The following is a 12,943-nucleotide window of genomic DNA, read 5'->3' on the forward strand; positions in this document are numbered from 1 at the left end:
TTAGAACTCCAAGCCGTTTTCACGAGCAGCATCAGCCAAGGCTTTGATACGACCATGATATTTAAAACCAGAACGGTCAAATGCAACTTTAGTAACACCAGCTGCTTTAGCGCGTTCTGCGATTAAAGCACCTACTTTTTGAGCTGCTTCAACGTTACCAGTTGTACCCGCACGTAGAGTAGCGTCTAAAGTAGAAGCTTGCGCTAATACTTTGCCACCATCTGCAGAGATAACTTGAGCATAGATGTGACGCGGAGTGCGGTTTACACACAAACGAGTCGCACCCAATGCACGGATGTGCAAGCGTGTGCTTTTCGCACGACGCAAACGGGATTGTTTCTTTTCGTTCATAAGAACCTCGCGCCTTATTTCTTCTTAGCTTCTTTACGAAGTACAACTTCGTCAGAATAACGAACACCTTTGCCTTTATATGGCTCTGGTGGACGGTAACCACGGATATCTGCAGCAACCTGTCCTAAAGCTGCTTTATCAGCAGATTTAAGAATGATTTCAGTTGCAGTTGGAGTTTCAGCAGTTACACCTGCAGGAAGTGCATAATCGATCGGGTGAGAGAAACCAAGGTTAAGATGAACAACGTCACCTTTAACCGCAGCTTTATAACCAACACCGATAAGCTGTAACTTACGTTCGAAACCTTCGCTAACACCTTTTACAAGGTTGTTAAGCACAGCGCGAGCAGTACCAGCTTGCATCCAAGCGTCTTTCGACTCTTGTACTGGAGCAATAGCTAGAATACCGTCTTCCTGTTTAAGCTCGACCAGCGCATGCAGGTTGAAAGACAATGTACCTTTAGTGCCTTTCACTTCGACCTGCCGGCCGTTCTGAGTAACTGTTACACCGTTAGGTACAGTTACTGGGGCTTTAGCCACACGAGACATGAGGAATCACCTATTAAGAAACAAAAGCAATAACTTCACCACCAACGCCTGCAGCACGTGCAGCGCGATCAGTCATGATGCCTTTGCTTGTAGAAACAATTGCAATACCTAAACCTTGCTTAACGCTAGGAAGTGCATCTTTACCGCGATACTGACGTAGACCTGGACGGCTTACGCGCTTCACAGTTTCGATAACTGGTTTGCCTTCGAAATACTTTAAAGTCAAAGTAAGAGTTGGTTTGCCTTCAGCATCCGCAACTTCTACGTTTGAAATATAACCTTCTTGTTGAAGTAAGTTAGCAATTGCTACTTTCAACTTAGAATTAGGCATAGAAACAGTTTGTTTCTTTGCCATTTGTGCGTTACGAACACGTGTTAGCATGTCGGCAACGGTATCTTGCATACTCATCTATAGTGCTCCTTACCAGCTTGCCTTAACAACGCCAGGTACATCACCTTGCATTACTGTTTCACGTAATTTGTTACGGCTTAAACCGAACTTACGGAAGTAACCATGAGGACGACCAGTTAAACCACAACGGTTACGTAGACGTACTGGAGATGCATTACGTGGTAATGCTTGTAATTTCATCATCGCTTCGAAACGTTCTTCGTCTGATGCATTTACGTTTGCAATAACAGCTTTTAATTCAGCACGTTTTGCAGCGTATTTAGCAACAGTAGCTTCGCGTTTCAATTCGCGATTAATCATACCTTTCTTAGCCATATCGACCTCTTATTTGAACGGGAAGCCGAATGCACGCATAAGCGCACGGCCTTCGTCATCGGTGCGAGCAGTCGTAGTAATGGTAATATCCATACCACGAATACGATCAATCTTGTCAAAATCGATTTCAGGGAACATGATTTGTTCCTTAAGACCCATTGAGTAGTTACCACGACCGTCGAATGATTTCGCAGAGAAACCACGGAAGTCACGGATACGAGGGATCGCAATCGAGATCAAACGGTCCAAGAATTCGTACATACGTTCGCCGCGTAAAGTAACTTTACAACCAATCGGCCAACCATCACGGATTTTAAAACCAGCGATTGATTTACGAGCTAACGTAAGTACTGGTTTTTGACCAGCGATAGCTTGCATATCTGAAAGAGCACCATCAAGGAGTTTTTTGTCAGCAGCAGCTGCGCCAACACCCATGTTGATCGTGATTTTAGTGATGCGAGGAATCTCCATCACATTCTTAACGCCCAATACTTCTTGTAATTGAGCTTTAAGTTCGTCGTTGTAACGTGTTTTAAGTCTGGCCATGGCCTATATCAACCTATTACTTCGCTACCGCCACTGATTCACCATTTGATTTGAATACGCGAGTTTTCACGCCATCAATCACTTGGTAACCAACACGGTCAGCCTTTTGGGTTGTAGCATTAAAAACTGCCACGTTTGAAATATGAAGCGAAGCTTCCTGAGTTACAACGCTACCTTCAGCGCCTGTAGCACGGTTCGGCTTCTGATGCTTCTTCACCAAGTTAAGGCCTTCAACCTTAACACGGTCATTAGAAACAGACAGAACAGTACCCTGTTTGCCTTTTTCTTTACCTGCGATCACAATTACTTGATCGCCTTTTTTAATCTTAGCCATGATCGCCTCTTATAGAACTTCAGGAGCCAATGAAATAATTTTCATGAACTGTTCAGTACGAAGTTCACGAGTCACTGGTCCGAAAATACGAGTTGCAATCGGCGCTTTGTTGTTGTTCAAAATAACAGCAGCGTTATCGTCGAAACGAATCACTGAACCGTCTGCACGACGGATACCGAATTTTGTACGAACCACAACCGCATTCATCACGTCACCTTTTTTAACACGTGCGCGTGGAATTGCTTCTTTTACAGTAACTTTAATAATGTCGCCAACAGAAGCATAACGACGATGCGAGCCACCAAGTACTTTAATACATTGTACGCGGCGTGCACCACTGTTGTCTGCTACGTCGAGCATAGTTTCGGTCTGAATCATTGCCCTACTCCAAAACCGAGCAACACCGGTCGAAATTTCGAAAGGCTCAAAGAGTACTCGAAATTGACCGATGATGCAACAAGAACGTTAATTACTCAGCAGCTGCTTCAACAACTTCAACTAGAGTCCAAGACTTAGTTTTAGAAATTGGGCGGCTTTCTTTAATGGTTACAACATCACCAGCTTTCGCTGTGTTGTTCTCATCATGAGCATGTAATTTTGTTGAACGGCGGATTAATTTGCCATACAACGGGTGTTGAACTTGGCGTTCAATAAGAACAACGATAGATTTATCCATCTTGTCGCTTACAACTTTGCCAGTTAACGTGCGGACTGTTTTATCACTCATTGTCCGTTCCCCTGTTTTTCGGTAAGGAGGGTCTTAATACGAGCAATAGTCTGACGAGTAAGTGCAACTTCATGCGATTTACCCAATTGACCAGTTGCTTTCGCCATACGAAGACGGAATTGGTTAAGCTGTTGCTCATCAAGCAAAGCTGTCAACTCTTCTACCGACTTTTCACGTAGATCTTTAGTTTTCATTACATTACCGTCCGAGTCACGATAGCGGTTTTAAACGGAAGTTTAGCTGCTGCAAGCGTAAACGCTTCGCGAGCCAATTCTTCGTTAACACCATCAATTTCGTACAAGACTTTACCTGGTTTGATTTGGCAAACCCAATATTCCACAGAACCTTTACCTTTACCCATACGCACTTCAAGAGGCTTAGAAGTAATCGGTTTGTCCGGGAATACACGGATAAAGATCTTACCACCACGCTTAATACGACGGCTAATTGTACGACGCGCTGCTTCAATTTGACGCGCAGTCATTTGACCACGTTCAACTGATTTAAGTGCAATAGTACCGAAAGATACTGTGCTACCGCGGTGTGCTAGACCAGTGTTACGGCCTTTCTGCACTTTACGGAATTTAGTACGCTTAGGTTGCAACATGGATTATTCTCCTTTTTCAGCAGAACGATCATTGCGACGACCACGACGCTCTTGACCTTCACCACGACCACGACCGCGTTTAGCTGGACGCTCTTCTGCTGGAGCTGGGTTCATGACTTGTTTCATGCCGCCCAAGATCTCACCACGGAAGATCCAAACTTTAACACCGATCGTACCGTAAGTAGTCTCAGCACGCATAGTCGCATAGTCGATATCTGCACGAAGCGTATGTAGAGGTACACGACCTTCACGATACCACTCAGTACGAGCAATCTCAGCACCACCTAAACGGCCTGAAACTTCTACTTTGATACCTTTAGCACCAGCACGCATTGTGTTTTGTACCGCACGCTTCATAGCACGACGGAACATTACACGTTTTTCTAATTGAGAAGCGATAGCTTCAGCAACTAGACGCGCGTCTAAGTCTGGACGATCAATTTCATTGATACTTACTTGCGCAGGAACACCCATGATAGATGTCAATTCGCGTTGTAGTTTCTCAATATCTTCGCCTTTTTTACCGATTACGATACCTGGACGAGCAGTGCTAATAGTTACTTTAGCAGCGCCTGTAGGGCGTTCGATAAGAATGTTGCTGATCATCGCGTTTTTAAGTTTTTTGATCAAAAACTCACGAACTTGAAGATCTTTAAGCAAGTATTCAGCGTATTGTTTCGGATTCGCATACCAGTTAGCGTTATGACGTTTCACAACACCTAGGCGGATACCGATTGGATGAACCTTCTGACCCATATCAAACCCCTACCTTAACGGTGATGTGACAAGTACGCTTAGTAATACGATCTGCACGGCCTTTAGCACGTGGCATAATACGTTTCAGGCTCATGCCTTCATCAACGTAGATCGTAGAAACTTTAAGGTCGTCTACATCTAAACTGTTATTGTGTTCAGCGTTTGCAATCGCAGATTCCAACGCTTTCTTAACTAGAACTGCAGCTTTTTTGTTGCTGAAGTTAAGGATGTTAAGAGCGTGCGCAACAGATTTGCCGCGGATAAGATCTGCAACCAAACGAGCTTTTTGTGCCGAGATAGCGGCACCGCGTAATTTAGCAGTTACTTCCATCATAGCACCCATTAACGTTTAGATTTCTTGTCAACACCGTGACCGCGATAGGTACGAGTTGGTGCAAATTCACCAAGCTTGTGACCAACCATGTGCTCAGAAACGATCACAGGAACGTGGTTACGGCCATTGTGTACAGAAATTGTTAAACCAACAAAATCCGGGAGGATCATCGAACGACGCGACCAAGTTTTGATCGGCTTACGGTTATTAGCCGCGATAGCCGCTTCAACCTTAGCGAACAAGTGCGCATCGACGAATGGGCCTTTTTTCAGAGAACGAGGCATTGTCAGATTCCTTTACTTGTTACTTAACGCGACGGTCGCGAATAATCATCTTAGTCGTACGCTTATTGGTACGTGTCTTGTACCCTTTAGCTTTTTGACCCCATGGGCTTACAGGTTGAATACCTTTGTTACGCCCTTCACCACCACCATGTGGATGGTCAACTGGGTTCATCGCCATACCACGAACGGTAGGACGAACACCACGCCAGCGTGATGCACCAGCTTTACCTAGTGAACGAAGGTTGCTTTCTGAGTTAGATACTTCACCTAACACAGCACGGCATTCAACGTGAATTTTACGCATCTCGCCTGAACGCAGACGAACGATAGCGTAAGAACCGTCACGACCCAACAGCTGAACTGAAGTACCAGCTGAACGAGCTAACTGCGCGCCTTTACCGATTTTAAGTTCGATGTTGTGAAGAGTAGAACCGATAGGCATGTTGCGAAGCGGCAAGCAGTTACCTGGACGAATTGGAGCATCGTTACCAGACTGTACTTTATCGCCAGCGCGAAGGCCTTTAGGAGCGATGATATAACGACGCTCACCGTCAGCATACAATACAAGTGCAATGTGTGCAGTACGGTTAGGATCGTATTCGATACGCTCTACAGTTGCAGGAATACCATCTTTGTTACGTTTAAAGTCAACTAGACGGTAGTGCTGCTTGTGACCGCCACCAACGTGACGAGTCGTGATGTGACCGTTGTTATTACGGCCGCCAGTACGTTTTTTAGCTTCAACCAACGGAGAGTATGGTGCGCCTTTGTGAAGGTGATCGTGAACCACTTTCTCTACAAAGCGACGTCCTGGAGACGTTGGCTTACATTTTTGAATAGGCATAATTCTCGTCCTTATTCCGCTGTGCTTTCAGCGGTATCGCCCAAGTCAGCCATTTCAACATCTTGGCCAGCTTTCAGGGTGACGTATGCTTTTTTAACATCAGAACGACGTCCTAATGTTTTACCAAAGCGTTTAGACTTACCTTTAGTGATAGTCGTGTTAACTTTAACAACTTCCACACCAAAGAGTTGTTCCACTGCTTTTTTGATTTCAAGCTTGTTTGCATTTAATGCAACTTTAAACACTTGAACACCAGCAGTTTCACCTAAAACTTGTGCTTTTTCTGAGAATACAGGTCCTTGCAGGACTTGATAGATACGTTCGTTGTTCATCCGAGTTCTACCTCAATTTTCTTAGCAGCAGCTACAGACATAACAACTTTGTCGAACGCAATCAAGCTAACCGGATCGATTGCAGCAGCATCAACCACATCAACGTGTGGAATGTTGCGCGCAGCAAGATACAGGTTCTCATCAACAGCATCAGTAACGATCAATGCGCGAGTCGCATTCAAGTCGTTAAGTTTTGCAAGCAATTCTTTAGTTTTTGGAGCTGCAACAGCAAACTCTTCAACTAAAACTAAGCGATCTTGACGAACAAGTTCAGCTAGGATGCATTGCATAGCACCGCGGTACATTTTACGGTTTACTTTTTGAGACCAGTCTTGTGGACGAGCAGCAAAAGTTTTACCACCGCCAACCCAGATTGGGCTACGAATAGAACCAGCACGAGCGCGGCCAGTACCTTTTTGACGGAATGGCTTGCGACCACCGCCAGAAACGTCTGCACGTGATTTCTGAGCTTTTGAACCTTGACGGCCACCAGCTAAATAAGCTGTAACCACTTGGTGAACAAGAGCTTCATTAAATTCACGACCGAACGCAACTTCTGATAATTCAACAGCAGAGCCGGAAACAGTATTTAAATTCACGTTATTTCCCCTCAGGCCTTGATCGTAGGACGAACGATTACGTCGCCACCAGTAGCACCAGGAACCGCGCCTTTAACAACTAGAACTGAACGTTCTGTGTCGATAGCAACGATCTCAAGACCCTGTGTAGTTACGCGTTCAGCACCTAAATGGCCAGCCATTTTTTTGCCTTTGAATACGCGACCAGGAGTCTGGTTTTGACCAGTAGAACCTAAAACACGGTGAGAAACTGAGTTACCGTGAGTTGCATCTTGCGTACGGAAGTTCCAACGCTTAACACCACCTTGGAAACCTTTACCTTTAGATTGACCAGTTACGTCAACAACTTGACCAACTTGGAACAATTCAACGGTAAGCGTACCACCAACTTCACGACCTTCAAGATCAGCTTCTGTAGCACGGAATTCTTGAACTAGACGACCAGCTGCAACACCCGCTTTCGCGAAGTGGCCTTTCTGAGCGTTAGTTACGCGAGATTCGCGACGTTCACCAGTAGTGATTTGAATCGCTTGATAACCATCAGTTTCAAGCGTTTTGATTTGAGTGATGCGGTTAGGATCAACCTCAATCACTGTAACAGGCACAGAAACACCAGCATCTGTAAAGATACGTGTCATACCGCACTTGCGACCGACTAAACCAATAGCCATGTGCATAAACCTCTAAAAAAGCGGCCTAATTAACTTAGAGTGTTAATTAACCCGAAAGCCTTAACCCAATGCGATCTGAACATCAACACCAGCTGCAAGATCTAACTTCATCAATGCATCTACAGTTTTGTCTGTAGGTTGAACGATGTCGATCAAACGCTTGTAAGTACGGATTTCGTACTGGTCACGCGCGTCTTTGTTTACGTGTGGTGATGTTAAAACGTTAAAACGTTCAATGCGTGTTGGCATTGGAATTGGACCACACACTTGTGCGCCAGTACGTTTTGCGGTTTCTACGATTTCTTGAGCTGATTGATCAATCAGGCGATGATCAAAAGACTTAAGACGGATACGAATTCTCTGGTTAGACATACCAGTAAACTCCAAGCCAAATATATAAAGAATCACTCTTGACGCATCTCACCCCACTTTATATGGGCAAGTGTCAAGAGCAGTGAAATATCACTAAGGTCATGATCGATGCCACGACTGTAACGATAGTTAACTACTTTATTCGCAGTTAACCCCCTTCCTATTGAAGGGTCGCTTATTATAGCCATTGTTTAATGCATAAGCAAATCTCTTTTATGGTTTTATCCAAGTTTTCAATTTATGACTTAAAACAATAGTTTATTGTTTAAATATTAGGCAGTTTTTGCCAAAACATATTCTATAGCACGATTTAACATCTGATTTCCTTCAATAAATTTTTGCTTCGTGGTTTTTTTTAATTCAAATAAATTTTGCACATATTTTCCTGAAAATTGCGCAAGCTCTTCTTCATTTTCCAAAAACAATGCCAGGGTTTCCGGCGTGATTTCAGGATGAAACTGGAAGCCCAATACATTTCTGCCCAACTGGTACATCTGATTACGACAGGCTTCATTTTCTGCCAGATGGACTGCACCTTTAGGCAATTCAAATGTTTCATTGTGCCATTGCAGAATATTAAACTGCTCCGGCAGGCTAAAACACGTCTCTGGTAGATTCGCCACTCTGTGCACCGTGGTCCACCCCAATTCTTGTTCTGGATTGCGACTAACACCTGCACCCAAAGCATTTGCAATCAACTGCCCACCCAGACACAGGCCAATTGCCGGTTTACCATGCGAAAGATAGCGACGCAACCAGCGTTTTTCTATTTTTAACCAAGGGAAATTTGCTTCATCATTCACACTCATGGTTCCCCCCATAATGATCAGCAAATCCACCTCTTCCACTGCAGGCAGCGCCTCGATCTCCAGCGGCCGATCCACGGGTAAAGCAAAAAATTCAGTCGCGGTAATGTGCGCCTGATGCTGCTTTAAAAATTCATAACAACTACCAAAACCTTCACCAGCAATATGCTGAAAATAATGCACTTTTAAATGCGACTTCATGCTCCTCAACCTATTTTTTTAGCTATATAGATTTAGGTTTTGCAAAAATGAAGCCAACTTTTTATAAGACTTGTTGTTTTTAAACAATTCACAACGTAACTGGCAGTGAGTCACAGATTCTCTTAAGCTAGAGTAATATTTGATTACATTTGAGCGCATTCCCGTGAAACAAGACTCTCAAACTCGCCTGATTCATGCACCACGAAAGGCTCCTCAAGCGATTTCCACCATTCAACCTCCCCTCTATCGTGCATCGACCATTATCTTTAACAATACCGATGCCCTGTTTAATCGCCATTGGACCGATGACTATGATTATAGTTATGGCACGCATGGCACGCCTACGACCTTTACGCTGGGCGATAACATCGCACAACTCGAAGGTGGTTTATATCACCTGCTCGCACCGAGTGGTTTATCCGCGATTAATCTCGTGAATTCTTGCTTTTTAAGCCAGGGCGATGAGGTTTGGGTGGCTGACAATATCTATGGTCCAAACATGGAGCATTTACGCAATCTGGAAAAGCGTTATGGAATTACGGTTAAATTCTACAATCCCATAGAGCTTGATACGTTTCAGCCTACAGATAAAGCCAAACTGATCTGGCTCGAGGCTGCTGGCTCAGTCACCTTAGAGTTTCCGGATCTGGTTGGTTTGGTGAAAAAAGCCCAGGCACATCATATTCTGACGGCACTGGATAATACCTGGGGCGCAGGTCTGGCTTTTAATGCCTTTGATTTTGGTGAAGAGCATTTAAGTGTAGATATGACGGTACATGCACTGACCAAATATCCAAGCGGCGGGGGGGATATCCTGATGGGCTCAGTGGTTACGCGAGATAAGGTTTTGCATCACAAACTGTTCCGTGCACATGCCATTCAGGGCATTAGTGTTTCTGGTGATGATGTGGCACAGGTACAACGCAGTCTGGCTTCGATGCAACTGCGATATCAACATCAATCCAACAGTGCGCTGACCTTACTGGAATGGCTTAAACAGCAAACCGAGTTTGTACAGGTGCTGCATCCTGCTGATCCGGACAGCGCAGGCCATCAGTACTGGAAAGAAATTTGCAAGCAAGGTGATAGTGCCGGCCTGGTCAGCGTAATCTTTGACAGCACATACGCCATGCAAGATATCCGAAATTTCTGTGATAGTTTAAAACTGTTTAAGCTAGGCTTTAGTTGGGGTGGCCCTGTCAGTCTGGTCATGCTATATAACTTAAAAGACATGCGTGTGCTGGAACATTCACACTTAAAAGACGGCTTGCTGGTTCGTTTCTGTATTGGACTGGAACATCCGGAAGATTTGATTCAAGATATTCAGCATGCACTAGAACAAATGAAAAAACTTAAAAATGAATAATAAATAACAGGAACAGCTATGGGTACACCAATTGTTATTGCTAAAAAAACCACGGATACCACGCAGGATATTGTGCTGCATTCCCAACTTGCCAATCGACATGGCTTGATTGCAGGTGCCACTGGTACCGGAAAGACTGTGACTTTAAAAGTATTGGCGGAGAGCTTTTCTCGAATTGGTGTGCCTGTTTTCCTCGCCGATGCTAAAGGCGATGTGTCCAGCCTGGCCAAAGCAGGTGAAAGCAACCCAAAATTTGATGAACGGATTAAAAGTCTCAATATCGAGTCCATTCCTTTTACAGCATCACCGGTGGTGTTTTGGGATTTATTTGGCGAACAGGGTCATCCGATTCGCACTACTATTTCTGAAATTGGTCCACTGCTGCTAGCGCAAATGCTGAATCTGAATGACACCCAGGAAGGTGTGCTTTCCGCAGTATTTCGGATTGCTGATGATCAGGGTTTATTGCTGATCGACTTTAAAGATCTGAAAGCCATGCTGAGTTATGTCTCTGAGCATGCGGCTGACTTTAAAGCTGAATATGGCAATTTATCTCCCGCCAGTCTTGGTGCGATTCAACGCAACTTGTTGGCACTGGCTGATCAAGGCGGTGACCAGTTTTTTGGCGAGCCGGCGCTGGATCTGATGGACTTTTTGCAGACGGATAGTCAAGGACGTGGCAATATCAATTTGTTGGCGGCTGACAAGCTGATGAATACGCCTAAGCTATATGCCACGTTCTTACTCTGGATGCTCTCCGAGCTGTTTGAACAGCTTCCCGAAGTCGGCGATCTGGACAAACCTAAACTGGTGTTTTTCTTTGATGAGGCCCATCTCTTATTTGATAATGCCAGCCCTGCCCTGCAAGAAAAAATTGAGCAGGTGGTGCGTCTAATTCGCTCGAAAGGTGTAGGGATTTATTTTGTCACGCAAAATCCGTTGGACTTGCCGGAAAGTGTCTTAGGCCAGCTCGGCAATCGGGTTCAACATGCTTTGCGGGCTTTCACTCCCAAAGATCAAAAAGCAGTGAAAACCGCAGCAGAGACTTTCCGAGCCAATCCTGAATTTAAAGTCGATCAGGTGATTACCGAACTTGCTGTCGGTGAAGCCCTAATTAGCTGCCTGGATGAAAAAGGCATTCCGCAAATAGTAGAGCGTGGCTGGGTCATGCCGCCGCATTCATCCTTTACACCGATCTCGCTTGAAGAACGCAAGGCTCTCATGCAGCAAAGTATTGTCGCCGGTATTTATGAGCAGCCAGTCGATCGGGATAGCGCCCATGAAATGCTGCAAAACAAGGTCGCAGAACGCCAGCAACAGGCTCAGGCCGCCGAACTTGCCAAACAGCAAAGCAAGGAACAGGAAGCTCCTGCCAAGCAGCAAATTAAAGAACAGGAACGTCTGGCACGAGAACAGCAAAAAGAAGCTGAACGCGCAGCCAAGCAACGAGAAAAACTGACTCAGGATATTGTCGGCACCTTTGCCAAAAGTGCTGCCCGTAGCCTGGGCGGGAGTACTGGGCAGAAAATTGTGCGCGGCTTACTAGGTTCGCTGTTTGGCCGCAAATAATCCCCCTCCTTTTCCGATCATCATCACACTTTTTATGGGATATTCTTATATCCCATAATTTTTTTATGGTTTTATGACTATGCGCTATTGTAAAGCTATTTTAAAAGATGTAATTTAAATACATCTTTTAAAAAACATCTGTAGACAGCTCTCATGACTCCACAACATATTGAACTTGTACAAGCGACTGTTCCTGTTTTACGTGAAAACGGCGTAGCACTTACTACGTATTTCTATAACCGCATGCTGAACAACCATCCAGAGTTGAAAAACACCTTCAACATGGATCATCAAAGTACTGGCCGTCAACCACGTGCCTTGGCTGCCGCAGTACTTGCCTATGCTGAAAACATTACCAATCCGGGCGTTTTGGCCAAAGCCATCGAACGCATTACCACTAAACATGTCAGCCTGGATATTCAACCGGATCAATATGCGATTGTCGGTGAGAACCTGTTGCACTCGATCAGCGAAGTTTTAGATGTACCCATGGACTCAGACCTGATTGCAGCCTGGAAAGAAGCGTATATGCAACTGGCAGATATTTTGATTGGTGTGGAAAAATCTAAATATGCCACTCTAGCTTCTGAAAATGGTGGCTGGGCGGGCTGGCGCGAATTTGAAGTAGCAGCAGTCAATGATACCGATGCAGGTAAAATCTTTACACTTAAAGCTAAAGATGGTGCAGCGATTGCAAGTGCTGAAGCGGGTGAACATATTTCAGTACGTGTACAGGTGCCTGAACAGCACATTCGTCAACCACAACAGTTTAGCTTTGATCAGGCTCAAAACGAGCAATATCAAATTACTGTGAAAGCGGAAGAAAATCCAACCGCATTCTCGGTTGCACAGACACTGATCGACCACTACAAAGTTGGTGATGTAGTTGAAGTGTCTGCCCCGCTCAAGCTTTAATTACCAAAACGGTTTAGACTAGCATCAGATTCTGATTAAAAGCTCCATTCGTGGAGCTTTTAACATTCAATTCTT

Annotated in this window: 21 protein-coding genes and 1 pseudogene; 3 read left to right on the top strand and 19 right to left on the bottom strand. The window is 44.7% G+C overall.

Annotated features, from left to right (window positions below; all coding sequences use genetic code 11):
- The 19 genes and pseudogenes from rplR to F894_RS13275 all read right to left on the bottom strand — a co-directional run bounded on the left by rplR (position 1) and on the right by F894_RS13275 (position 9,018).
- The gene (gene rplR, locus F894_RS13185; RefSeq protein WP_004281497.1) at positions 1-351 is read right to left on the bottom strand and encodes a 50S ribosomal protein L18; all 351 of its coding nucleotides are present in this window, start codon (positions 349-351) and stop codon (positions 1-3) included.
- A 14-nt stretch (positions 352-365) separates the two neighbouring features.
- Positions 366-899: a 50S ribosomal protein L6 gene (gene rplF, locus F894_RS13190; protein WP_004645059.1), complete on the bottom strand. Its 534-nt coding sequence runs from the start codon at positions 897-899 to the stop codon at positions 366-368.
- Between the two features lie 13 nt (positions 900-912).
- Positions 913-1,308 (bottom strand): 30S ribosomal protein S8, encoded by a 396-nt coding sequence (gene rpsH, locus F894_RS13195; protein WP_004281499.1) that lies wholly within the window; start codon positions 1,306-1,308, stop codon positions 913-915.
- A gap of 12 nt (positions 1,309-1,320) precedes the next feature.
- Complete coding sequence (gene rpsN / locus F894_RS13200) at positions 1,321-1,626, bottom strand: 30S ribosomal protein S14 (protein ID WP_004732275.1); 306 nt, start codon at positions 1,624-1,626, stop codon at positions 1,321-1,323.
- Between the two features lie 9 nt (positions 1,627-1,635).
- Entirely contained in the window at positions 1,636-2,172 is a 537-nt protein-coding gene (gene rplE, locus F894_RS13205; protein ID WP_004645057.1) for a 50S ribosomal protein L5, read from the bottom strand.
- A gap of 16 nt (positions 2,173-2,188) precedes the next feature.
- Positions 2,189-2,506, bottom strand: coding sequence for a 50S ribosomal protein L24 (gene rplX / locus F894_RS13210; RefSeq protein WP_004281502.1), 318 nt, complete (start codon positions 2,504-2,506; stop codon positions 2,189-2,191).
- 9 nt (positions 2,507-2,515) lie between these two features.
- Positions 2,516-2,884 (bottom strand): 50S ribosomal protein L14, encoded by a 369-nt coding sequence (gene rplN, locus F894_RS13215; protein WP_004281503.1) that lies wholly within the window; start codon positions 2,882-2,884, stop codon positions 2,516-2,518.
- A gap of 91 nt (positions 2,885-2,975) precedes the next feature.
- On the bottom strand, positions 2,976-3,233 hold the full coding sequence (gene rpsQ, locus F894_RS13220; RefSeq protein WP_004281504.1) for a 30S ribosomal protein S17: 258 nt from the start codon (positions 3,231-3,233) through the stop codon (positions 2,976-2,978).
- Entirely contained in the window at positions 3,230-3,427 is a 198-nt protein-coding gene (rpmC, locus tag F894_RS13225) for a 50S ribosomal protein L29 (RefSeq protein WP_004281505.1), read from the bottom strand. Before rpmC ends, rpsQ begins: the two co-directional genes overlap by 4 nt.
- Positions 3,427-3,840, bottom strand: coding sequence for a 50S ribosomal protein L16 (gene rplP, locus F894_RS13230; RefSeq protein ID WP_004281506.1), 414 nt, complete (start codon positions 3,838-3,840; stop codon positions 3,427-3,429). The genes rpmC and rplP overlap by 1 nt, the downstream gene beginning before the upstream one ends.
- A pseudogene (gene rpsC / locus F894_RS13235) lies at positions 3,780-4,596 on the bottom strand (30S ribosomal protein S3). Before rpsC ends, rplP begins: the two are co-directional and overlap by 61 nt.
- 1 nt (position 4,597) lies before the next feature.
- Positions 4,598-4,927 carry a 50S ribosomal protein L22 gene (gene rplV / locus F894_RS13240; RefSeq protein ID WP_001982638.1) on the bottom strand — a complete coding sequence of 110 codons (330 nt, stop codon included), beginning with the start codon at positions 4,925-4,927 and terminating at the stop codon, positions 4,598-4,600.
- 11 nt (positions 4,928-4,938) lie between these two features.
- Entirely contained in the window at positions 4,939-5,214 is a 276-nt protein-coding gene (rpsS, locus tag F894_RS13245) for a 30S ribosomal protein S19 (RefSeq protein ID WP_004281508.1), read from the bottom strand.
- 19 nt (positions 5,215-5,233) lie between these two features.
- The gene (rplB, locus tag F894_RS13250) at positions 5,234-6,058 is read right to left on the bottom strand and encodes a 50S ribosomal protein L2 (RefSeq protein ID WP_004281509.1); all 825 of its coding nucleotides are present in this window, start codon (positions 6,056-6,058) and stop codon (positions 5,234-5,236) included.
- 11 nt (positions 6,059-6,069) lie between these two features.
- On the bottom strand, positions 6,070-6,390 hold the full coding sequence (gene rplW, locus F894_RS13255; protein ID WP_004281510.1) for a 50S ribosomal protein L23: 321 nt from the start codon (positions 6,388-6,390) through the stop codon (positions 6,070-6,072).
- Positions 6,387-6,989: a 50S ribosomal protein L4 gene (gene rplD / locus F894_RS13260; RefSeq protein ID WP_004281511.1), complete on the bottom strand. Its 603-nt coding sequence runs from the start codon at positions 6,987-6,989 to the stop codon at positions 6,387-6,389. The genes rplW and rplD overlap by 4 nt, the downstream gene beginning before the upstream one ends.
- Positions 6,990-7,000: 11 nt before the next feature.
- On the bottom strand, positions 7,001-7,639 hold the full coding sequence (gene rplC / locus F894_RS13265) for a 50S ribosomal protein L3 (protein ID WP_004645054.1): 639 nt from the start codon (positions 7,637-7,639) through the stop codon (positions 7,001-7,003).
- 60 nt (positions 7,640-7,699) lie between these two features.
- Entirely contained in the window at positions 7,700-8,011 is a 312-nt protein-coding gene (gene rpsJ, locus F894_RS13270) for a 30S ribosomal protein S10 (protein WP_000070912.1), read from the bottom strand.
- 272 nt (positions 8,012-8,283) lie between these two features.
- The gene (locus F894_RS13275) at positions 8,284-9,018 is read right to left on the bottom strand and encodes a type 1 glutamine amidotransferase (protein WP_005108602.1); all 735 of its coding nucleotides are present in this window, start codon (positions 9,016-9,018) and stop codon (positions 8,284-8,286) included.
- A gap of 163 nt (positions 9,019-9,181) precedes the next feature.
- Between F894_RS13275 and F894_RS13280 the strand changes: the two genes are divergently transcribed.
- From F894_RS13280 to F894_RS13290, 3 genes are all read left to right on the top strand, one after another.
- Entirely contained in the window at positions 9,182-10,384 is a 1,203-nt protein-coding gene (locus tag F894_RS13280; RefSeq protein WP_005248207.1) for a PLP-dependent transferase, read from the top strand.
- Positions 10,385-10,402: 18 nt separating this feature from the next.
- Positions 10,403-11,953: a helicase HerA-like domain-containing protein gene (locus F894_RS13285; protein ID WP_005248209.1), complete on the top strand. Its 1,551-nt coding sequence runs from the start codon at positions 10,403-10,405 to the stop codon at positions 11,951-11,953.
- Positions 11,954-12,106: 153 nt separating this feature from the next.
- Positions 12,107-12,868, top strand: a complete 762-nt coding sequence (locus F894_RS13290) for a globin domain-containing protein (RefSeq protein ID WP_005101211.1) — start codon at positions 12,107-12,109, stop codon at positions 12,866-12,868.
- Positions 12,869-12,943 lie beyond the last annotated feature (75 nt).

Source organism: Acinetobacter sp. CIP 51.11, assembly GCF_000369665.1.
GTDB lineage: Bacteria > Pseudomonadota > Gammaproteobacteria > Pseudomonadales > Moraxellaceae > Acinetobacter > Acinetobacter lwoffii_S.